18 protein-coding genes and 1 pseudogene are annotated in these 20459 nt (G+C 72.9%); 9 read left to right on the forward strand and 10 right to left on the reverse strand.

Going from position 1 to position 20459, the window contains the following annotated elements; translation table 11 throughout:
- The first annotated feature begins 27 nt into the window (after positions 1-27).
- Positions 28-186 carry a hypothetical protein gene (locus ABT300_RS22005; protein ID WP_351678380.1) on the forward strand — a complete coding sequence of 53 codons (159 nt, stop codon included), beginning with the start codon at positions 28-30 and terminating at the stop codon, positions 184-186.
- Here the strand turns inward: ABT300_RS22005 and pdxR are convergent.
- The 4 genes and pseudogenes from pdxR to ABT300_RS22025 form a co-directional block, all read right to left on the reverse strand.
- Positions 110-1387 (reverse strand): annotated as a pseudogene (gene pdxR / locus ABT300_RS22010) (MocR-like pyridoxine biosynthesis transcription factor PdxR); the annotation flags it as partial. The gene ABT300_RS22005 and the pseudogene pdxR overlap by 77 nt on opposite strands.
- A gap of 129 nt (positions 1388-1516) precedes the next feature.
- Complete coding sequence (locus tag ABT300_RS22015) at positions 1517-3004, reverse strand: glutamate synthase subunit beta (protein ID WP_351678305.1); 1488 nt, start codon at positions 3002-3004, stop codon at positions 1517-1519.
- Positions 3005-3161: 157 nt separating this feature from the next.
- On the reverse strand, positions 3162-3641 hold the full coding sequence (locus tag ABT300_RS22020; RefSeq protein ID WP_351678308.1) for an anthrone oxygenase family protein: 480 nt from the start codon (positions 3639-3641) through the stop codon (positions 3162-3164).
- A 91-nt stretch (positions 3642-3732) separates the two neighbouring features.
- The gene (locus tag ABT300_RS22025) at positions 3733-4386 is read right to left on the reverse strand and encodes a DUF2293 domain-containing protein (protein ID WP_502977973.1); all 654 of its coding nucleotides are present in this window, start codon (positions 4384-4386) and stop codon (positions 3733-3735) included.
- Between the two features lie 440 nt (positions 4387-4826).
- On the opposite strand from ABT300_RS22025, the gene ABT300_RS22030 reads away from it, so the two are divergent.
- Both ABT300_RS22030 and ABT300_RS22035 read left to right on the forward strand, forming a co-directional pair.
- A complete protein-coding gene (locus tag ABT300_RS22030) occupies positions 4827-5459 on the forward strand; it encodes a nucleoside/nucleotide kinase family protein (RefSeq protein ID WP_351678313.1) in 633 nt (210 codons plus the stop codon).
- 202 nt (positions 5460-5661) lie between these two features.
- Entirely contained in the window at positions 5662-6096 is a 435-nt protein-coding gene (locus tag ABT300_RS22035) for a CBS domain-containing protein (protein WP_351678316.1), read from the forward strand.
- Positions 6097-6124: 28 nt separating this feature from the next.
- Here the strand turns inward: ABT300_RS22035 and ABT300_RS22040 are convergent, their stop codons facing one another.
- Positions 6125-7252, reverse strand: coding sequence for a magnesium and cobalt transport protein CorA (locus tag ABT300_RS22040; RefSeq protein ID WP_351678319.1), 1128 nt, complete (start codon positions 7250-7252; stop codon positions 6125-6127).
- Between the two features lie 246 nt (positions 7253-7498).
- Between ABT300_RS22040 and ABT300_RS22045 the strand changes: the two genes are divergently transcribed.
- Positions 7499-8293 (forward strand): methyltransferase domain-containing protein, encoded by a 795-nt coding sequence (locus ABT300_RS22045; RefSeq protein ID WP_351678322.1) that lies wholly within the window; start codon positions 7499-7501, stop codon positions 8291-8293.
- A 271-nt stretch (positions 8294-8564) separates the two neighbouring features.
- Here the strand turns inward: ABT300_RS22045 and ABT300_RS22050 are convergent, their stop codons facing one another.
- Both ABT300_RS22050 and ABT300_RS22055 read right to left on the reverse strand, forming a co-directional pair.
- Positions 8565-9551 (reverse strand): carbohydrate kinase family protein, encoded by a 987-nt coding sequence (locus tag ABT300_RS22050; RefSeq protein ID WP_351678383.1) that lies wholly within the window; start codon positions 9549-9551, stop codon positions 8565-8567.
- 194 nt (positions 9552-9745) lie between these two features.
- Positions 9746-10654 carry a pseudouridine-5'-phosphate glycosidase gene (locus tag ABT300_RS22055; protein ID WP_351678325.1) on the reverse strand — a complete coding sequence of 303 codons (909 nt, stop codon included), beginning with the start codon at positions 10652-10654 and terminating at the stop codon, positions 9746-9748.
- Positions 10655-10753: 99 nt separating this feature from the next.
- Here ABT300_RS22055 and ABT300_RS22060 point away from each other — a divergent pair, with 99 nt between their 5' ends.
- Positions 10754-11182 carry a VOC family protein gene (locus ABT300_RS22060; RefSeq protein ID WP_351678327.1) on the forward strand — a complete coding sequence of 143 codons (429 nt, stop codon included), beginning with the start codon at positions 10754-10756 and terminating at the stop codon, positions 11180-11182.
- Here the strand turns inward: ABT300_RS22060 and ABT300_RS22065 are convergent.
- From ABT300_RS22065 to ABT300_RS22075, 3 genes are all read right to left on the reverse strand, one after another.
- On the reverse strand, positions 11173-12459 hold the full coding sequence (locus ABT300_RS22065; protein WP_351678330.1) for an MFS transporter: 1287 nt from the start codon (positions 12457-12459) through the stop codon (positions 11173-11175). The genes ABT300_RS22060 and ABT300_RS22065 overlap by 10 nt on opposite strands.
- A 217-nt stretch (positions 12460-12676) precedes the next feature.
- Positions 12677-13231, reverse strand: coding sequence for a methylated-DNA--[protein]-cysteine S-methyltransferase (locus ABT300_RS22070; protein WP_351678333.1), 555 nt, complete (start codon positions 13229-13231; stop codon positions 12677-12679).
- Positions 13232-13280: 49 nt separating this feature from the next.
- Entirely contained in the window at positions 13281-14153 is an 873-nt protein-coding gene (locus ABT300_RS22075; RefSeq protein WP_351678335.1) for a glycerophosphodiester phosphodiesterase, read from the reverse strand.
- A 280-nt stretch (positions 14154-14433) separates the two neighbouring features.
- Here ABT300_RS22075 and ABT300_RS22080 point away from each other — a divergent pair, with 280 nt between their 5' ends.
- The 4 genes from ABT300_RS22080 to ABT300_RS22095 all read left to right on the forward strand — a co-directional run bounded on the left by ABT300_RS22080 (position 14434) and on the right by ABT300_RS22095 (position 20281).
- The gene (locus tag ABT300_RS22080; RefSeq protein ID WP_351678338.1) at positions 14434-15300 is read left to right on the forward strand and encodes an MHYT domain-containing protein; all 867 of its coding nucleotides are present in this window, start codon (positions 14434-14436) and stop codon (positions 15298-15300) included.
- Positions 15301-15372: 72 nt separating this feature from the next.
- Positions 15373-17517 (forward strand): excinuclease ABC subunit UvrB, encoded by a 2145-nt coding sequence (gene uvrB / locus ABT300_RS22085; protein WP_351678341.1) that lies wholly within the window; start codon positions 15373-15375, stop codon positions 17515-17517.
- A gap of 161 nt (positions 17518-17678) precedes the next feature.
- Entirely contained in the window at positions 17679-18257 is a 579-nt protein-coding gene (locus tag ABT300_RS22090) for a TerD family protein (RefSeq protein WP_057580284.1), read from the forward strand.
- 62 nt (positions 18258-18319) lie between these two features.
- Complete coding sequence (locus ABT300_RS22095) at positions 18320-20281, forward strand: TerD family protein (protein ID WP_351678344.1); 1962 nt, start codon at positions 18320-18322, stop codon at positions 20279-20281.
- The last annotated feature ends 178 nt before the right edge of the window (positions 20282-20459 follow it).

The raw sequence follows: 20459 nt of genomic DNA on the forward strand, positions 1-20459 counted from the left end.
CTCAACCTCACCCGCGCCACTCACGTCGTGCACTACGACCGCTGGTGGAACCCGGCCGTCGAGGACCAGGCCACCGACCGCGCCTACCGCATCGGGTCCGGCGAGGCACGGCGGCCTTCAGGGCCGACCGCTCGGTGCCCGGCGGCAGCCGCAGCACCGCGTGGAGACCGGCCGCCACCCCGGTGACCTCGACGTGCGGCGCCTGCGCGGCGAGCGCCTCGACCAGCCGGTCCCGGCGACCGCGGTACCGCTGCCGCATACGCCGCACGTGACGGTCGTACGACCCGGACGCGATGAGGTCGGCCAGGCTGAGCTGGTCCAGAACGCTGGCCCACGCCTCCCGCTCGCCCTTGGCCGCGAGGACCCCGTCCACGTACCGCTCGGGCAGCGCCATCCACCCGAGGCGCAACGCGGGCGACAGGCTCTTGCTGACCGAGCCGATGTAGATCACCCGCTCGGGATCGAGTCCCTGGACCGCCCCGACCGGCTTGCGGTCGTAGCGGAACTCCCCGTCGTAGTCGTCCTCGATGACGACCCCGCCGCGCGTGCGCGCCCAGTCGACCACCGCCGCCCGGCGGTTCGCGTGCAGCGGGCCGCCGGTCGGGAACTGGTGCGCCGGCGTGAGCAGCACCGCCCGCTCGCGCCCCAGTCGTTCGACGCACGCCCCGTCCCCGTCCAGTGGGAGCGGCGTCGTCCGCACGCCCGCCGTCGCCAGCAGCTCCCGGTGGAAGCCCAGCCCGTAGGCCTCCACGGCCAGCGGACCGCGCAGCACCCCGCTGCCCGGGGTGAACAGCAGACGCAGTGCGTGAGCGAAGCCCGAACAGATCACGAGGTGCTCGGGCACGGTGCGCACCCCGCGCGCGCGTGCCAGGTACTCGGTCAGGGCCTCCCGCAGTTCCCGGCGGCCGGCGGGGTCGCCGGGGCCGAACGCCTCGGCGGGCGCCTGTCGGAGGGCGCGCCGGTAGGAGGCCAGCCAGGCCGCACGCGGGAACGACGAGGCGTCCGGAACGCCCTGCCGCAGATCGTGCCGCGGGCCGTGCGCGCGTGCGGGCGTCCTGACGGCCACGCGCGCGGACCGGCGCAGCGGCTCGGCTCGCTCGGCCCGTTCGGTCCGTTCGGCCACCCGGGTGCCGGAGCCCTGCCGGGCGGTCAGCCAGCCTTCCGCGACCAGTTCCGCGTACGCGTCGGCCACCGTGTTGCGGGCGACGCCGAGGTCGGCGGCGAGTGAACGGTAGGGCGGCAGACGGGTTCCCGGGGGGAGCCGTCCGCCGCGCACGGCCTCGCGCAGGGCCCGGATCAGCGCGGCTCGCCGCCCGCCCGGACCGGACAGCTCCAGATGCAGGTCCGCGCCGATCCGCTGCGCGGAATCGACCCATGAATCCGCCATGAGAACGCACCTTACCGGCGGTCTTTCCCTCGCCCCGCCAGAGCCTCGCCCCGCGGGAGCCTCGCCCTGCGGGAGTCTCGGCCCGGCCCTCGTCGAGCCGATCCAGATCCGCACCTCGCATCGGGACGGCTAGACGCTCATCGGCCGGTCGTACGGGCCGATCGGCGCGGGCAGCCGGGAGACGCCCGTCAGCCGACGGTCGACGGCCGCCGCCACCGCCCGTCCCTCGGCGATGGCCCACACGATCAGCGACTGGCCGCGGGCCGCGTCCCCCGCGGCGAAGACGCCGGGGACGTTCGTCGCGAAATCGGCGTCCCGCGCGATCGTCCCGCGCGGCTCCAGGGCCAGCCCGAGCTGTTCGACGAGTCCGTCCTCCCGGTCGGGTCCGGAGAAGCCCAGGGCGAGCAGCACCAGATCGGTGCGGAGCTCGCGAGCCGTGCCCGCCAGCGGCCTGCGTCGCGCGTCCACCTCCGTGAGATGCAGGGACCGCACATGACCGGCCCCGTCCCCGGAGAAACGCAGCGTGGACGCGGCGAACAGCCGGGCGTCCGCGTCCGCGACCGGCGCGGACCGTAGATCGCGCGCCTCCTCGTGCGCCGCCGAGAGACGGTAGACCTTCGGATACGTCGGCCAGGGATCGGCGTCCTCGTCGCGCTCCGCGCCGGGCTGCGCGTAGATGTCTAGCTGGGTCACGGACGCCGCGCCCTCGCGCACCGCCGTGCCCAGGCAGTCGGCGCCCGTGTCGCCGCCGCCCACGATGACCACGTGCTTCCCGGCGGCGGACATCGGGGACGTCTCCAGATCCCCCTCGCACACCCGGTTGGCCAGCGGCAGATACTCCATCGCCTGGTGTATGCCGGTCAACTCCCGCCCCGGGACGTGCAGTTCACGCCAGTCGGTGGCCCCGGTGGCGATCACCACGGCGTCGTAGCGGGACCGCAGATCCGCGGCCATGACGTCCCGCCCGACGGTGGTCGAGGTGCGGAACTTCGTGCCTTCGGCCCGCATCTGCTCGATCCGTCGTTCGAGGTGCAGCTTCTCCATCTTGAACGCGGGAATGCCGTACCGCATCAGTCCGCCGACGCGGTCGTCCTTCTCGTAGACGGCGACCGTGTGCCCGGCCCGGGTCAACTGCTGTGCGGCGGCCAGTCCGGTGGGCCCGGAGCCGATCACGGCCACCGTTCTCCCCGACAGCCGGTCCGGCGGCCGCGGCGGCGTCAGACCGTCGGCCCAGGCCCGGTCGGCGATGGCCGCCTCGACGTTCTTGATGGTGACGGCGGGCTGGTTGATGGCCAGGACGCAACCGGCCTCGCAGGGCGCCGGGCACAACCGGCCGGTGAACTCGGGGAAGTTGTTCGTCGCGTGCAGCCGCTCGGCGGCGGCCCGCCAGTCCTCCCGCGACACCAGGTCGTTCCACTCCGGGATGAGATTGCCGAGCGGGCAGGCTTCGTGGCAGAACGGCACGCCGCAGTCCATGCACCGGTCGGCCTGCTCGCTGATGAGGGGCAGCAACGCCCCGGGGACGTACACCTCGTCCCAGTCCGCGACCCGTTCCCCGACCGGTCGACGGGGCCAGTCCCGGCGCGGTGTGGTCATGAATCCCTTGGGATCGGCCATGGGCGTGCCCCTTGCGTACGCGTACGACAGGCCGAGCGTCGTCGGGCGGCACTCTCTGGCCACGATACGTTCTGCCGCCCCCGCACGCAGAGGGGAGTGACAGAGGCGTCTCGGTCGGATCAGGGGGGCGCCGCGATCGGATCAGGGGGCGCCTCGGTCAGACGAGGGCGAGGAGGTACGCAGCCGACGAGGCCGCGGACGCCAGCGTGCGCACATGGTTCCACCGCGTCCACTCACGCAGGTAGACGGGCCAGTACGCGACGGCCTCCGGCGTGCCCGGGTCCTTGCGCGTCAGCGCCTCGTTGCGCGGCACGTTCGCCACGACGGTCACCCCGAACGCGCCGCACAGGTAGAGCGCGCTGCCCACCAGCAGGCGGGCGGTCCCATGGTCCGGCCACAGCACGAACGTCACCACGGTGATCACCGCGCACAGCGCCGCGGAGCCGAGGAACAGGGTCATGAACACCGGTGTCATCGCCGAGGCGTTGATCGCGTTCATCGCGGCGACGCCCTGCGCGGGCGGCAACGCGGCGAGCCCGCGCATCACCAGGACGGAGAAGGCGCAGAAGACCCCCGCCATCAGCCCCGTCGTCAGTGCGCCCAGCACCGCGAGCAGCACATACGGTCCCTCGATCATGACAACGTCAACTCCCGCCCGTCGAGCGTGATCCTGCCCGGTACCGCCTCCCACCTCAAGTGAGAACCCGTTCGTGATCGCCGGACCCGCTCTATGCCGCGCTGCCGTCCCGGGCCGTCCGCACATCCCGGACGTCCCGCACACCTCGGACGTCCGGCAGGTCCTGCTCCTCGCGCCAGGTGCGGATGACGGTCTCCACGTCCGCCGCGATCCGGCGGCGCGCCTCGTGCCGTGGCACGCCGCTCATCAACAGCCGGTCGTAGGGAGTGTCGAGGTGCCGGACGGACGCCCTGACCGCGAACACGACCGCCGCCTCGGACAAGGCCCGCCCGGCGGCGCTGCGCCCGACCCGGCCGCTGCCCCGCTGGGAGGCATGCGCGGCGATCCCGAGCGCCCGGTCCGCCGGACAGCCGGGGAACAACCGCAGGATCTCGGCCGCGAACGACTCCGCGAAGTACGCGTCCTGCGCCGACCGCAGCCGGGCGTCGCGCGCCCGACGCCGGCGACGGGCCTCCGCGTCCGCCAGGCACCGCTCCTCGGCGCGGGCGAGCGCCGCCTCCTCCACCAGGACGCCCTGGCGTTCGTACCGGCCCTTGCGGCGGTTGAACCGGACGACCACCACCGACAGCCCGCTCTCCTCCCGTGACCTGCGTGTCAGCGCCGTGTCGCCGCGCGGCAGGAACACCAGGTGCCCGAGGTCGGCGCAGTCCAGGCAGCGCGGTGCGGCGTCCTCCAGGACCAGCATCGGCAGCGGCCCACGTCGGCAGCCGGCGCAGTGTTTCCGCCGCAGAGGCTGGACGGCCAGGAGGCCGGACCCGACACCGACCACAGACCCGGGTGCGGGTGCGGGCCCGAGGCCGGGTCCGGGGCTGGGGCCGTCTGCCGTTCCGGGTCTGATTCCGGGTCCCGGTCCGGGGGCGGGGAGGGCTGCGCTTGCCATACGGGCTTCATGCCCCGTCCCCGGCGTGGCGGCACCTCCCCCGCCACCTGCCGTCTCCCTGCCACCTGCCCTCTCCCCCCTTCCCTTCGTCACCCGCGACGAGCGCGTTGTCCCCGCTGCCCGCTGCCCGCTGCCCGCTGCCCGCTGCCCGCCGCCTGCCGCTCGTCGCCCGACGGACTGCGGGGTCCGGGGACCGGGGACCGCCCGCGGGCCGCCGCCGCGCGTGCCTGACGCATCATGGCCGTGTGCGACTCGAAGCGATCACCTGGGAACGGCTCGGCGACCTCCTCGCCGAGCGCCTGCTCGACCTGGAACCGGACGACGGCAGCCCCTGGCGCCGGATCGCCTTCGACGGTGCGCCGGCGGCCCGCCCCGGAGAACTCGCCGAGCGCGTCGCGCAGGCGCTGCGCACTCGCGGTCGGCCCTCGTGTGTCGTGGACACGCACGGCTTCCTGCGCCCGGCCTCCCTCCGCCTGGAGTACGGCCACCACGACGTGGACGCCTACCTCGACGGCTGGTTCGACACCGGCGCCCTGTGGCGCGAGGTGTTCAATCCGCTCGACGCCGACGGCGACGGGCGGATCCTGCCCGACCTGCGGGACCCCGTCACCGACCGCGCCACCCGCAGCGACTACGTCCCCCTCCCCCACGGAGGGTTTCTGCTGCTGCACGGTCCACTCCTTCTGCGGCATTGGTTCCCCTTCGATCTGACGGTCCACGCCTTCCTCTCCCCGGCCGCCCTGCGCCGCCGGACCCCCGAGGCCGACCACTGGACGCTGCCCGCCTTCGAGCGGTACGCCCAGGAGACCGACCCCGCCGCCACCGCGGACGTGCTGGTGCGCGCGGACGACCCCCGCCACCCGGCCTGGGGCGGCTGACTTCCGGTCCGGGCGGCCGGCTTTCGCGCCGGTGGGACGCTCCCGCGGCGGGGACGGCGCCGGGCCCTCTTGACCCGAGGAGCCGTGCGGAGTTGAGAGCGGAGTTGAGATGCGGGCGCCCGGCGCCGCGGCGAGAATGAAGGGCGCCGGGACTGCGTCGCCCCCCGCGCCGCGCCGGCCGTCCGGCACCGGGAGGTACGCCATGACCACCGCCGGAGACATCATGCACCGGGGCGCCCAGTGGATCCCCGCCCACGAGACCCTCGACCGCGCCGCCCAGCTGATGCGCGAGCTGAACGTCGGGGCGCTGCCGATCAGCGACGAGAACGAGCGGCTCTGCGGCATCCTCACCGACCGGGACATCGTGGTCGGCTGCGTGGCCGTGGGCCGTGACCCCTCCCGGGTCACCGCCGGGGACATGGCGCACGGGACCCCACGCTGGATCGACGCCGGCGCGGACGTCGGCGAGGTGCTCCAGGAGATGAAGGACCACCAGATCCGCCGGCTTCCCGTCATCGAGAACAAACGCCTGGTGGGCATGATCAGCGAAGCCGACCTCGCCCGTCACCTCACCGACGACCAGATCGCCGCCTGGGCGGAGAGCGTCTACGCGAGGAGCGGGCCGGCCACGGCATGACGGCCGACGTCGCCCCTGGCCGCCGCGGTCAGAGCCAGCCGTTGCGCCGGAAGCCGCGGTGCAGGATCCGGCAGCCGATGGTTATCAGCACGATGACCAGGGGGTAGCCGAACTTCCAGTGCAGCTCCGGCATGGTGTCGAAGTTCATGCCGTACACGCCGCAGACCATCGTCGGGACGGCGATGACCGCCGCCCAGGCCGTGATCTTGCGCATGTCCTCGTTCTGCGCCACCGTGACCTGCGCCAGGTGCGCCTGAAGGATCGAGTTGAGCAGTTCGTCGAAGGCCGCGATCTGCTCCGTGGCCCGCAGCAGGTGGTCCGAGACGTCCCGGAAGTAGGCCTGTATCTCCGGGTCGACCACCCGCATAGACCGGTCCGCGAGGTCCAGCAGCGGACGGCCGAGGGGGACCACCGCCCGCTTCAGCTGCAGGAGTTCCCGCTTGAGCTGATAGATGCGCCCAGGGTCGGCCCGCGCGCCGTTCTCCGCGAACACGTCCGTCTCGACCTGGTCGATGTCCGCCTGCACGGCGTCGACGACGTGCAGATAGTCGTCGACCACATGGTCCGCGACGGCGTGCAGCACCGCCGACGGCCCCTTGGCCAACTGCGCCGCGTCGGACTCCAGCTCCTCGCGCAGCGGTCCGAGCGAGCCGTGCCGCCCGTGCCGCACCGTGATCACGAAGTCCCGTCCGACGAACACCATGATCTCGCCGGTGTCGACCACTTCGCTGGTCGCGGTGAGCTCCTCGTGCTCCACGTAGCAGACCGTCTTGAACACCGCGAACAGCGTCTCGCCGTACCGCTCGACCTTCGGCCGCTGATGGGCTTCGACCGCGTCCTCGACGGCCAGCGGATGCAGGTCGAAGAGCTGGGCCACACCGGCGAACTCGTCGTTCGTCGGCTCGTGCAGACCGAGCCACACGAAGCCGTGACCGGTCCTGCGCATCCGCTCCACCGTGTCGACGAGGTCCACGCCGTGCTCGGTCCGCATGCCGTCCCGGTACGTCACGCAGTTCACCACCGAGGACCCCAGCGGGGACCGTGCGTGATGACTCAGGTCGACCCGAGGGCGCCGCCGCCCCAGCCTCGCCACCCCGCGCAGGCCGCCGACCCTCCCGAGGCCTGTGACCTTCCGCAGATTCCCCGCCATGGTCATCCGGGTCTCCTTGCGTGATTCTTCCCGCGCCGCGACCTGCGCCCTGCCGCGCCAGTCTGCCAGGCCCGCGCATGCCGTGGGCAAGCCTGTGGAAGGGAAGGATTCCGCTTGGTTCCCGCCTGTGGACGACGGGACTTCCGGCTGCTCAGGGGAGCCGCGCCCGCCTTCCCCGACAGCCTTCCCCGACACGGGATCCCGGCCGCGTCGACCACCTCCGGCGGGTCTGCCGGCTGGGATGATCGACGTATGACGCGATCCGACGCATACCTCCTCGACAACCGGCAGCCCGAGGCGGGGGAACGCTTCGACGCCTTCGCCTCCCTCTTCGACCCCACCACGTTCCGTCATCTCGAAGGGCTCGGGGTCGGGCCCGGCTGGCGCTGCTGGGAGGCCGGTGCGGGCGGCGCCTCCGTCGTGTCCTGGCTGGCGAAGAAGGTCGGTCCGACGGGCAAGGTCCTCGCGACCGACATCGACACCTCGCGGCTGACGTCGGCCGCCCGCCCGCCGGTCGAGGTCCGCGTACACGACCTCGGCGCCGAAGCACCGCCGATGGAGGGCTTCGATCTCGTGCACGCCCGGCTCGTGCTGGTCCACGTGCCGGACCGGGAGCGGGCGTTGCGGTCGATGGCAGGCGCTCTGCGCCCGGGCGGACGGCTGCTGATCGAGGACGCCGACCCCGCCCTGCAGCCTCTGCTCTGCCCCGACGAGCACGGCCCCGAGCAGCAGCTCGCGAACCGTCTGCGGCACGGCTTCCGTCAGCTCCTCGCCGGCCGGGGCGCCGACCTCTCCTACGGCCGCAAGCTGCCGCGTCTGCTGCGCGAGGCCGGGCTGCGCCGCGTCGAGGCCGACGCCTACTTCCCCGTCACCTCGCCCGCCTGCGCCGCCCTGGAGTCCGCGACCGTGCGCCAGATCCGCGAGCAGCTCGTCGAGGCGGGCATCGCGACGGACGAGGAGATCGACCGGCATCTGGCGAACGTCGCCGAGGGCAGCATGGACCTGGCGACGGCCCCGATGATCTCGGCCTGGGGACGCAAGGAGTAGCGAGGCCGCAAAAGCCGCAAAAGCCGCAAAAGCCGCAGGAGCTGTCGAGGGGCGCAGGTGCGCGTCGCGGAAGACGCGCGCACGCCCCCACCGGCGGGGACGGATCGGGCGGCGGCGGACATCGCCAGAGGCGGATTGCGGCGAGGACGGACATCGGCAGGGGCCGACACCGGTGGGGACGGACACCGGCGGGCGCGGACACCGGCGGGGACGGACGACTCGGCGCCCACCGGGAGCGCCCGGCATGGGAGGGGGTCGGGGCCGTGCGGCTTCAGCCCGCCCGGGCGGTCCGGTCCGTCGTCGCCGTGCTCTCCTCCTGCGTCGGAGGTCTGCCGCCCACCCGTTCCACGGCCAGGGCCCCCGCCCGGCATCCCTCGACCGCCGCCACCCCGGCGTCGGCGCCCGCGAGGAGCGCGGCGAGGAACGCACCGGTGAAGGCATCGCCGGCGCCCGTCGTGTCCCGCGGAGTCGCGGGGGCCGCGGGAACCCGGGCGATGACCGTGCCCCCGCGGGCCACCAGCGCGCCGTCCGCCCCCTGCTTGGCGACCACCAGCGGCACATGGCGGCTCAGCTCGGCCGCCGCGTCGGTCCCGTCTTGCGTCCCGGTGAGCAGACGCGCCTCGTCACGGCTCGGCAGCAGCACGTCCACGTCCGCGACGAGGCTGAGGAAGCGGGGGAGGCCCAGTTCCACCAGAAAGCCCGCCGACGCCGGATCGAGGCTCACCGGGACACCCCGCGCGCGTGCCGACCCGGATGCCGTGCGCACCAGCGCCCGCCCCGACTCCGAGAACAGCAGATAGCCGGAGAGATGCAGCCGGCCGACGCCGTCCAGCAGGGCGTCCGACCAGTCGTCGGGGGAGAGGCGCAGGGACGCGCCGCTGTCGGTGAGGAAAGTCCGCTCCGCCGCCGCTTCCGTGTTGACCAGGCAGATCACCGTGCCGGTCGACGCCTGCGGATCGACGACGAGAAGGGGCCGCACCTTGCCGGCGGTCAACGCCCGCTCGTGCCAGGTCATCGACTCCGCGCCCACCCGGCCGAGCAGCCGGACGTCCGCACAGCCCCAGTGGGCGGCCCAGCACGCCACGTTGGCACCCGCGCCGCCCGGCAGCGTCCGGATCACCGCGACCGTGTCCGTTCCCGAGACCGGCGGACCGCTGTGCCGGGCGACGACGTCCGTCACCACGTCCCCGACGACCAGCAGCGCCCCGTCGCCCGCAGGACCCGCCGGTGCAGCGCGACCGGACGGCCCCTCGGACAGGGCCGTCGCTCCCGCGCCCGCCGTCGCCCCGGATCCGGCCCGCACGTCCGCGCCGGACGTCCCGGCCGCCTCCGCGGCCGGCCTCGCGCCTGTGGCCAGCCTCGCGCCTGCGGACGCCTCCGCGCCCCGGAGCGGTCCGGCGGGGGCGTCGGCCGCCCCGTCCGGCCGTGGCGTCACCCCGTCCGGCCGTGGCGTCACGCCCCGGCCCACGCCGTCGCGATCCGCGCCGCCAGGCGCACATTGCCGCGCACCGCCGCCAGGTTGGCGCTCAGGGACGCCCCGTCGGTGTGCCGGACCAGGTAGTCGAGCAGGAACGGCGTGACACCTTGGCCGAAGACGCCGGCCTCCTCGCACGCGTGCAGCGCGTCGGCGAGCACACGCGCGTGCAGCGCCGGATCCAGCTGCTCCTCCTCTGGCACCGGGTTGGCGACGATCAGAGCCGACCGGGGCTCCCCCAGCGCGTCCTGGGCCCGCATCACGTCCGCCACCTGCTGCGGACGGTGCACCGTCCAGTCCACCGGATGACCCGAGTCCGACAGGTAGAACCCGGGGAAGCGGTCGGTGCCGTACCCGGCGACGGCGACGCCCAGCGTCTCCAGCCGTTGCAGGGTCGCGGGCACGTCCAGGATCGACTTGACCCCCGCGCAGACCACCGTGATCCGGGTGCTCGCCAGCAGCCCCAGGTCGGCCGACTCGTCCTGGGTGACCGTCCACTCCCGGTGCACGCCGCCGAGGCCGCCCGTCGCGAACACCCGCACACCCGCCAGCGACGCCAGCAGCGCCGTCGCCGACACCGTGGTCGCCCCGCTCGCACCGGAGGCCATCGCCAGCGGCAGGTCGCGATGGCCCAGCTTGCGGAACCCGTCCTCGTCGGCGACCCGCACCAGCTGCTTCTCGTCCAGGCCCACATGCGGCCGCCCGTCCAGCACGGCGATCGTCGCCGGCACGGCGCCCTCCGCGCGGACGACGGCCTCCAGTTCCCGCGCCACCTCGAGATTGCGCGGGCGGGGCAGTCCGTGCGAGATGATCGTCGACTCCAGGGCCACCACGGGTTGACGCGCGTCAATCGCGTTCCGTACCTCTTCCGACACCACCAGCACCACGCGCCCGCCTCCTGTCCGTCGGTCTCCTCTCATCTCTGGCGGGCGGCGCGCCCGGTCAAACCCTTGCGTCCTGTGGGGCAGGACACCAGCCTGGAAGGCATGACGGAGCACACGGCACGTATCGACCACGTCGTCCTGTGGGTGCGTGACCCGGCCGCCGCAGCCGGCTTCTACGAACAGGCCGTGGGGCTGACGACCGTCAGACTCGCCGAGTTCGTCGCCGGCGAAGCGCCCTTCCCCTCCGTCCGCGTCAGCGAGGACTGTCTCCTCGACCTGATGCCGTCGGCGGCCGCGGAGCGCATGAAGATGCTTCCCGGCGCCGCCGACAGCGCGGGGCATCCCGTGAACCACGTCTGCCTCGCCCTGCCGAGGACGGACTTCGACGCCCTCCGCACCCGCCTGGAGGAGCGAGCCGTCCCGGTGTCGGACCTGGCGCGCGGCTCCTACGGCGCCCGCGGAGACGCCACGCGCAGCTTCTACTTCCGCGACCCGGACGGCAACGTCGTGGAGGCGCGGCACTACGACTGACGAACCGCGCCTTCGCCGCCGCGGCGCCGGGTGAACAGCGCCAGCGCGGCCAGCGGGAGGAGCAGGGTCGCCGCGGCGACGTTGAGCCACCCGTAGCTCGCCCGCGCCACCACGAGCCCGGCGATCGCCCCGCCGACACCCGCCGAGGCGTTCATGGTGAGGTCGGATATCCCCTGGGCGGCGGCCCTCGCGGACTGCGGCACCGCGTCGGTGAGCAGTGCCGAACCGGAGACCAGCCCGGCCGACCAGCCGAGGCCCAGGACGAACAGCCCGGCGGCGGTCTGCCGGTGGTCGTCGCCCGCTGTCCCGGCCAGGAACAGGGCCACGGCCAGCAGCCCGGCCGCGAGGCCCGTCACCGAGAAGCGCCCCACCCGGTCGGCGAGCCGCCCCATCAACGGCGCGAACGCGTACATGCCGGCGATGTGCCCGCTGATGACCAGCCCGATCAGCTCGATGCTCGCACCGTGGTGGGCGAGGGCCACCGGGGTCATCGACATGACCGAGACCATCGCCGTGTGCGACACGGCCACCGTCACCAGCGCGAGCCGTGCGTGCGGTGAGGCGGCGACCGCCGTCAGGCCCGCCCGTAGGGAGCGGGCCTCTGGGGACTGCTCGTCCTCGGGCGCGAGCGCGCGGGCCGTCAGCAGCGGGTCCGGGCGCAGCAGCGCCGCCACCACCACCGCGGCTGCGACGAAGATGCCGGCCGCCCACAGGAAGGGGCCCGCCGCCGCGGGTATCCCCAGCCCGGCGACGCTGCGGCCCGCGGGCGCGGCGATGTTCGGGCCCAGGACCGCGCCGACGGTCGTCGCCCACACGACGTGGGAGATGGCGCGGGCGCGACGCTGCGGCTCGGCGAGGTCGGCGGCGGCGAACCGGGCCTGCAGATTCGCCGAGGACGCCGCGCCGAACGCCGCCATGCCGCACAACAACAGCGGGAAGCTCCCGAGGCGCGCCGCCACCACGACGACGCCCGCTCCCAGTGCGCCGACGAGATAGGCCAGCACCAGCCCCGGCCGACGGCCGCGCGCGGTCATCAACGCGGCCATCGGCATCGACAGGACGGCCGTGCCGGCGACGGTCGCCGTGGGCGCGAGCCCTGACAGCGCCTCGGTGCCGCTGACCTCCCGGGCCAGCACGGCGGCCAAGGCGATGCCGGTGGCGACGCCGAGCCCGCCGAGGATCTGGCCGGCGATCAGCACGGCCATGGTGCGACGGCGCAGGGCGGACAGGCGCACCGCGTCCACAGGCGGCGCCGCGGCGCGCTCGACGGCGGTCACATCGGACTCCTCTCGACGGCACAGGCCCGCGCCGGCGCACGGGATACCCGCACCACGACCAGGACCTTCGCCACCGCGTGGCCGTGCGTGGCGGACCGGCCACGCGGACAGACGGACATGCGGGTCACCGGCGCAGTCTCCCCCTTCGGCCCCGCGCCGCCCAGACCGAGGGCGCCGCGGGCCCGGGGCAGCGGCTCGGACCACCGGCGCGAACGCTTCAGAACAGCGGCTCGGGCAGGACCCCCTCCAGGGCGAGCAGCTTCCTCTTGGTCTCCCGACCGCCGCCGAAGCCGCCGAGGCCGCCGTCCCTCTCCACCACCCGGTGGCAGGGCACGACGACCGGCAGCGGATTGGACCCCATCGCCGCGCCCACCGCCTGCGCCGCCCCCGGCTGCCCCACCCGCTCCGCAAGGTCGCCGTAGCCCACGACGGCCCCGTAGGGGACGCCGGCCGCCAGCTCGCGCAGCACCTGACGGTTGAAGCCCGAGATCAGGGACCAGTCCAGGGGCAGTTCGAAGACCTGGCGCTCCCCCGAGAAGTAGGCCTCGATCTGGCGTATCGCCTCGGCCAGCAACGGGGAGCCGGGCGCCTCGACGGGCTCCGTGCCCAGCCGCTCCGCAAGCCTCGCGAGCGCCTTGTCGCGCACCGCGTCGGTGGCGTGGAAGACGACGTTGAGGAGCCCGTCGGTGCTCGCCGCCAGCATCAGCGGCCCGATGTCGGTGGGCACGACGGCCCACACGACCCGCTGCCCGTGTCCCGCATGGCTGTCCATGCGACCACGGTACGGGCAGCCACTGACAACGCCCCGTGAGGGCCGCGCGTCAGTACCAGTACAGCGCCCTGCGCACCACGTCGGGCCGGTCGGTGATGACGCCGTCGACGCCGTACCCGGCGACGGTTCGGGCGGTCTCCGCGTCGTCGACGGTCCAGGCGAAGACCTGCATCGGCCGCCCGTGCGGCCCGGTGAGCTCCTGCACGGCGGCGACGTAGGCCTCGGAGAGGGCGGTGTAGGACGGGTTGATCTGGTCGGCGAACACCGCGAACCGGGGCAGGTCCGACAGGGCCGGCATGCCGAGCAGGCCGATCCGCGCGGCGGGCAGCAGCTGGTGGACCGTCCGCAGGCAGTCGGCGCTGAAGCTCTGCACGATCAGCCGGTTGGCGAGGTGGCGCTCGTCGAGCCACCCCTCGTCGCCCAGCAGTTTCAGGACGTCCTGCTCGATGCCCGGGTAGAGCTCGGGGTTCTTGATCTCCAGGAGCAGTCTCTGGTGGTTGCGTTCGACCCGCTCGACGTACTGCGTCAGCGTCGGCACGCGCACGCCCGCATAGGCGGGGTCGAACCAGCTGCCCGCGTCGAGCCGTGCGATCTCGGCGGCGGTGAAGTCCTTCACCTTCCAGGGCGCGCGACCCGGGAAGACCTCCTCGACGTCGGTCGTCCGGCTCAGGCTGTCGTCGTGGACGACGACGAGCTCGCCGTCCCGGGTGCGCTGGACGTCGTTCTCCACCCAGAGGGCGCCCAGTGAGGCCGCGCGGTCGACGGCGGCGAGGGTGTTCTCGGGGGCGAGGGCGGAGGCGCCCCGGTGGGCGATCACCGCAGGTCGCAGAGCGGCGCCCGCGCGGGCGCTGTGGATGGGGAGCAGGAGGGCGACGGCGCCCAGGATCGCGGTGGTCGTGACGGCAACTACGCGTGTGTGCATGCGTACTCCTCGCGTCGAGCGATCACATACAGCTCAACTGTGACAGCGAAGGGTCCACGGCGGGGGAGTGCGGGACGGGCACACAAGGGCAGGAGGCGCCCCGACGTCGCTCACGGGTGCCGCACATGTGGGGCAAGGACGTGTTTCTTTGCCGGAAAATCGTTCGACCATTGAGGTGGGAGTCATACTTTCCCTCAGCCTTGACCGCGCGCAGCGGCCCGGAAGGCCGCGTTCCAGAGACATCGGGCAAGATCCGCAACAGGGCGAAGGGCAACCGCGCATGCACGGCACGGTCGACGGTTTCAGCTACGGACTCGTCACCCCGCTGGTGGCCTACGTCATGGCCTGCCTCGGAGGCGCGCTGGGTCTGCGCTGCACCACCAGAGCCCTGCTCGTCGCCCACTCCTGGCGGCCGGGCTGGCTCGCTCTCGGCTCCGCGGCGATCGGCTCCGGCATCTGGACCATGCACTTCGTCGCGATGATGGGCTTCACCGTCCAGGGCGCCCCGATCCACTACGACAAACCCATGACGTACGGCAGCCTGGGCGTCGCCGTGGTCATGGTGGGCGTCGGGATCTTCATCGTCGGCTACCGGGGCGCGACCGGAACCGCACTGTTCACCGGGGGGACCCTCACTGGTCTCGGCATCGCGTCCATGCACTACCTGGGCATGGCCGGGATGCGTCTGAACGGCACGTTCGAGTACAACTCGCTCACGGTCTACGTCTCCGTGGCCATCGCCATGGCCGCCGCCACCGCCGCCCTGTGGGCCGCGGGGCAGGTCAGGGGCTTCCTGTGGAGCGTGGGCGCCGCCCTGGTGATGGGACTCGCCGTCACCGGCATGCACTACACCGGCATGGCCGCCCTCAGCGTCCGTCTGCACACGGGCGGCGCGCCGACCCCCGGCGACTCGCCGGCGACCCTGCTCGCACCGATGCTGATCGGCCCCCTCGCGTTCCTCTGTCTCGCCGGCGCCGTCGTGATGTTCGACCCGCTGATGGTCACGGGCAGGCCCGACCGGACCTTCGCCCCGCACCGACCCGGCGTCCCGGCGCACCCGGTCGTCGGGCACGCGGCGCGCAGCGCGCGCCTCCGCGGCCGCCGGAACGCGGCCGGGCAGGAGTCCCGCACCCCGCAGAACCGCTGAGCCGGCGCCGGCGAACGCCCCGAAACCCCTGATCGGACCCCGTTGTCAGTGGGGGGTCGTACGGTGGATGGCATGCGGCCCGTTTCCCACATCGAACGCACGGTGGCGCCCTTCGAGGTCGTCAGTCCCTACCAGCCCAGCGGCGACCAGCCGACGGCCATCGCCGAGCTCGCCAAGCGTGTCGAGGCGGGCGAGAAGGACGTCGTCCTGCTCGGCGCGACCGGCACCGGAAAGTCCGCCACCACCGCGTGGATGATCGAGAAGCTCCAGCGCCCCACCCTGGTGATGGCGCCGAACAAGACCCTGGCCGCCCAGCTGGCGAACGAATTCCGCGAACTGCTGCCGAACAACGCGGTCGAGTACTTCGTCTCCTACTACGACTACTACCAGCCCGAGGCGTACGTCCCGCAGTCGGACACCTACATCGAGAAGGACTCCTCGATCAACGAGGAGGTCGAGCGCCTGCGCCACTCCGCGACCAACTCGCTGCTCACCCGCCGAGACGTCGTCGTGGTCGCCTCGGTCTCCTGCATCTACGGCCTCGGCACCCCGCAGGAGTACGTGGACCGCATGGTCCCCCTGAAGGTCGGCGACGAGCTCGACCGCGACCAGCTGCTGCGCCGCTTCGTCGACATCCAGTACACGCGCAACGACCTGGCGTTCACCCGCGGCACCTTCCGGGTGCGCGGCGACACCATCGAGATCTTCCCGGTCTACGAGGAGCTCGCCGTCCGCATCGAGATGTTCGGCGACGAGATCGAGGGCCTGTCCACGCTGCACCCGCTCACCGGCGAGATCATCAGCGAGGACCAGCAGCTGTACATCTTCCCCGCCACCCACTACGTGGCGGGCCCCGAGCGTCTCGAGCGGGCCGCGAACGACATCGAGAAGGAGCTCGGCGAGCGCCTGGCCGAGCTGGAGAAGCAGGGCAAGCTGCTGGAGGCCCAGCGCCTGCGCATGCGCACCACGTACGACCTCGAGATGCTCCGCCAGATCGGCTCCTGCTCCGGCGTCGAGAACTACTCGATGCACTTCGACGGCCGCTCGCCCGGCTCCCCGCCGAACACCCTGCTCGACTACTTCCCGGACGACTTCCTGCTCGTCATCGACGAGTCCCATGTCACCGTGCCGCAGATCGGCGCCATGTACGAGGGCGACGCCTCCCGTAAGCGCACCCTCGTCGACCACGGCTTCCGACTGCCCTCGGCCCTCGACAACCGCCCGCTGAAATGGGAGGAGTTCCAGGAACGCATCGGGCAGACCGTGTATCTGTCGGCGACGCCCGGCAAGTACGAGCTCTCACGCGGTGACGGCGTCGTGGAACAGATCATCCGCCCCACCGGCCTCATCGACCCCGAGGTCGTCGTCAAGCCCACCGAGGGGCAGATCGACGACCTGGTGCACGAGATCCGGGAGCGCGTCGAGAAGGACGAGCGGGTCCTGGTCACCACGCTCACCAAGAAGATGGCCGAGGACCTCACGGCCTACTTCCTGGAGCTCGGCATCCAGGTGCGCTATCTGCACAGCGACGTCGACACGTTGCGGCGCATCGAGCTGCTGCGCGAGCTGCGCGCCGGCGAGTTCGACGTGCTGGTCGGCATCAACCTCCTGCGGGAGGGCCTCGACCTCCCCGAGGTGTCTTTGGTGGCGATCCTCGACGCCGACAAGGAGGGCTTCCTGCGCTCCGGCACCTCGCTGATCCAGACCATCGGCCGCGCGGCGCGCAACGTCTCCGGTCAGGTCCACATGTACGCCGACAAGATCACCCCGGGTATGGAACGGGCCATCGACGAGACCAACCGCCGCCGGGAGAAGCAGGTCGCCTACAACACGGCCCACGGCATCGATCCGCAGCCGCTCCGCAAGAAGATCAACGACATCGTCGCGCAGATCGCCCGCGAGGAGGTCGACACGGAGCAGCTGCTCGGCTCCGGCTACCGGGCGAAGAAGGACGGCCGCGCCACCAAGGCCCCGGTGCCCTCCCTCGGCGACAAGGCGGCCAAGGGCGCCAAGTCCGGGCAGGTCAGGGGCAAGGCCGCGGCGGCGGTGCCGACCGACCGTCCGGCGGCCGAACTCGCCGAGCAGATCGAGGAGATGACCGAGCGCATGCGGGCCGCCGCGGCGGATCTGCAGTTCGAGGTCGCCGCCCGCATCCGCGACGAAGTCTCCGAGATGAAGAAGGAATTGCGCCAGATGAAAGAGGCGGGTCTGGCCTGACGGACCCGTGCGACGCCTGCGCCCCGGCCCCGCACGTGCTGTGTTGCAAGACCGACACAAAGTGCGGGCCTGGGTGCGGCACTGTCAGTGCCTTTGCGTAGGGTTTCCGTCAACCGCGGGCGCCGCGGCAACAGGGGACAGCTCGAGAGGGGAATCAGCGCGTGACCGTCAACATGACCAAGGGTCAGGCCATCAGTCTGCAGAAGAACGACGGGGGCAGCCTGACCGCGGTGCGCATGGGTCTCGGCTGGCAGGCGGCCCCGCGGCGCGGCCTGTTCGGCTCCCGGACCCGGGAGATCGACCTCGACGCCTCCGCCGTTCTGTTCGCGGACAAGCAGCCGGTCGACGTCGTCTTCTTCCGCCACCTGGTGAGCGACGACGGCTCCGTCCGTCACACCGGTGACAACCTGGTCGGCGGAGTCGGCCAGGGCGGCGACGACGAGGCGATCCTCGTCGACCTCGCCCGTGTGCCGGTCCACATCGACCAGATCGTCTTCACCGTGAACTCCTTCACGGGCCAGACGTTCCAGGAGGTGCAGAACGCCTTCTGTCGCCTCGTCGACGAGACCAACGGCCAGGAGCTGGCGCGCTACACGCTCGCGGGCGGCGGCGCGTACACGGCACAGATCATGGCGAAGGTGCACCGGGTCGGCGGAGGCTGGAACATGACGGCCCTCGGCACCCCGGCCAACGGCCGCACCTTCCAGGACCTGATGCCCGCGATCCTGCCGGCGCTGTAAGGCCGTCGGCCGGCGAGCGGCACCACCACAACACCACACGTGACGCAGGGGGACGACAGGCGATGACGGCCGAGCTGGTGCGGGGGCAGAACCACCCGCTCTCCCAGGTCCGGCTCGAGATCCGGATCTCGGCCGGCAAGCCCGTCGTGGCGACGGCCGTTCTCGGCGACGAGAGCGGCAGGATCCACGGCGTCGAGTGGGTGGCCCATCCGGGCGTGCCCACACTGCCCGGCCTGGAGGTCTCCCGCCAGGCCGCCGCGGACCACCGCCTCGCGGTGGACCTGGACGCGATGCCGACGGCCGTGCACCGGGTCGGCGTCGTGCTGGCGCTGCCCACGGGCGTGGGCGGCCCCGCCGGCTTCGGCTCGGTGGCGGCTCCCTTCGTCGCGGTCACCGGCCTCGACGGGGCGGAGATCGCCACGTTCACCCTCACCGGCCTGGACACCGAATCGGCCGTCGTCGCGCTGGAGTTGTACCGGCGCCAGGGGGCCTGGAAGGTGCGCGCCGTCGGTCAGGGCTATGCGGGCGGCCTCGCCGAACTCCTCACCGACCAGGGCCTGCCGCAGGCGCACCGGCTCGCGTCCGAGATCAACGAGGCCGTGGTGCGGGGCCTGGCCCGCTCGGTGCCCGCTCCGCCGCGCACGCCCGAGGGCGACCGCTCCCGGCAGACGGCGGCGTCCGCGCTCGGCCCGGAGCAGAGCGGCTCCCCGTACGGCTCTCCGAACACGCCCGGACAGGGGACGCACGGCGCCCAGGGCATCTCGGGGAGCCCCGAGCCCGCGCAGTCGGCGTCCGCCGCCGGCGGTCCGATCGACTACAGCCATCCGCGTCGGCAGAACACGGCTCCGCCTCCGCCGCCGCCCACCGCGCCCCCGGCACAGCCCGGGGAGCCCGCCCGGCCGGTGGCCGGCGACGCGACCGGCTGGTCCATGGAGGAGCGGCTCTACAACCAGGTCTGGGGCATGTTCGAGGACCTGGCCCGCAGCACCGCCGCATACCGCAGCGCGGTCGACTTCGCCGACACGCGGATGGAGAAGGAGCTCGACCAGGTCCTGTCCGACCCGCGCAGCAGGATCGGCGGCCAGGGCGACGCCGCCCGCGAGGCGGCGCAGGCCAAGCACAGTCTGCTCGTCGACCAGGCCCGGGAGGCCCTGGACCGCGACCTCGGCCAGCTCGGCGCCGAGGCCGACGTCGTCGAACCGGCGCTGCCCGCCGCGTACGCGCGCTGGGACAACCCCGTCTGGCACGCCTACCGCGTCCCCATGGAGATGCCCATGGCGCTGCGTCTGGGCGACCTCCACGTGCCCGAGAGCGAACCGCTGCGCATCCCGATGCTGGTCCGGCTCCCGCTCGAGCGCGGGCTGTGGATCGACAGCGGACGCACCGGCTCCTCGGACGGCCTGTTCGCCGACTCGCACGACATGCGCCGCCTGGCCATGGAGTCGGCCGTGGCGCACACGGCCCGGCTGCTTGCGGTGCATCCGGTGGGCGAGTTCACCGTGCATGTCCTCGACCCGGCCGGTTCGGGCGCCCGGGAGCTGTCGCCGCTGGTGCGGTCCGGGGTCCTCGCGGCCCCGCCCGCGGCCGGAGCGGCGGGCGTGGCGGCGGTCCTGGGGCAGCTCACCGAGCGCGTCGACCTGGTGCAGATGGCGGTGCGCGGCGGAGTGGCGGACTCGCTGCCGCCGGGTTTCGACACCGCCCAGCAGCTGCTGGTCGTCAACGACTTCCCGCATGGTTTCGACGACCGTGCCGTGACCCAGTTGCGCTACCTCGCGGACGAGGGGCCGGCCGTCGGCGTGCACCTGATGATGGTCGCCGACCGGGAGGACGCGGCCGGTTACGGTCCGTTGCTGGACCCGCTGTGGCGCGGGCTGCTGAGGCTGACCCCGGTGGCCGACGACCACCTCGCCGACCCCTGGGTGGGCCATGCGTGGACGTACGAGCCTGCTCTGGCGCCAGTCGGCAGCCAGGTGCTGCAGCAGGTGCTGGCCCAGGTGGCGGCGGCCCGCACCAACTATTCGTAAACCCTCCTGACCAGTGGACTTGGCCTTTCTTTTGCCAATCGCTTTACCTTCTCTTGGTGTTTGGGGTACTCTTCTTCTCACGGAGGGGAGTACTCCCTGCTGCGGTGTACCCGTCAATACGGATCAGGCCTGATCCCGGGGCGCCGGCCCGTTTCGGGTGGAAGAGACCTCCGGCAGC

This window comes from Streptomyces sp. NPDC001027, assembly GCF_040299045.1.
Taxonomy (GTDB): Bacteria; Actinomycetota; Actinomycetes; order Streptomycetales; family Streptomycetaceae; genus Streptomyces.

Coding starts and splice junctions, on each gene's coding strand:
- ABT300_RS22060 (WP_351678327.1), top strand. CDS start 10,754: ATGACGGAGCACACGGCACGTATCGACCACGTCGTCCTGTGGGTGCGT.
- ABT300_RS22035 (WP_351678316.1), top strand. CDS start 5,662: ATGACCACCGCCGGAGACATCATGCACCGGGGCGCCCAGTGGATCCCC.
- ABT300_RS22095 (WP_351678344.1), top strand. CDS start 18,320: ATGACGGCCGAGCTGGTGCGGGGGCAGAACCACCCGCTCTCCCAGGTC.
- ABT300_RS22015 (WP_351678305.1), bottom strand. CDS start 3,004: ATGGCCGATCCCAAGGGATTCATGACCACACCGCGCCGGGACTGGCCC.
- ABT300_RS22075 (WP_351678335.1), bottom strand. CDS start 14,153: ATGCACACACGCGTAGTTGCCGTCACGACCACCGCGATCCTGGGCGCC.
- ABT300_RS22020 (WP_351678308.1), bottom strand. CDS start 3,641: ATGATCGAGGGACCGTATGTGCTGCTCGCGGTGCTGGGCGCACTGACG.
- uvrB (WP_351678341.1), top strand. CDS start 15,373: ATGCGGCCCGTTTCCCACATCGAACGCACGGTGGCGCCCTTCGAGGTC.
- ABT300_RS22045 (WP_351678322.1), top strand. CDS start 7,499: ATGACGCGATCCGACGCATACCTCCTCGACAACCGGCAGCCCGAGGCG.
- ABT300_RS22070 (WP_351678333.1), bottom strand. CDS start 13,231: ATGGACAGCCATGCGGGACACGGGCAGCGGGTCGTGTGGGCCGTCGTG.
- ABT300_RS22080 (WP_351678338.1), top strand. CDS start 14,434: ATGCACGGCACGGTCGACGGTTTCAGCTACGGACTCGTCACCCCGCTG.
- ABT300_RS22025 (WP_502977973.1), bottom strand. CDS start 4,386: ATGCTGGTCCTGGAGGACGCCGCACCGCGCTGCCTGGACTGCGCCGAC.
- ABT300_RS22040 (WP_351678319.1), bottom strand. CDS start 7,252: ATGACCATGGCGGGGAATCTGCGGAAGGTCACAGGCCTCGGGAGGGTC.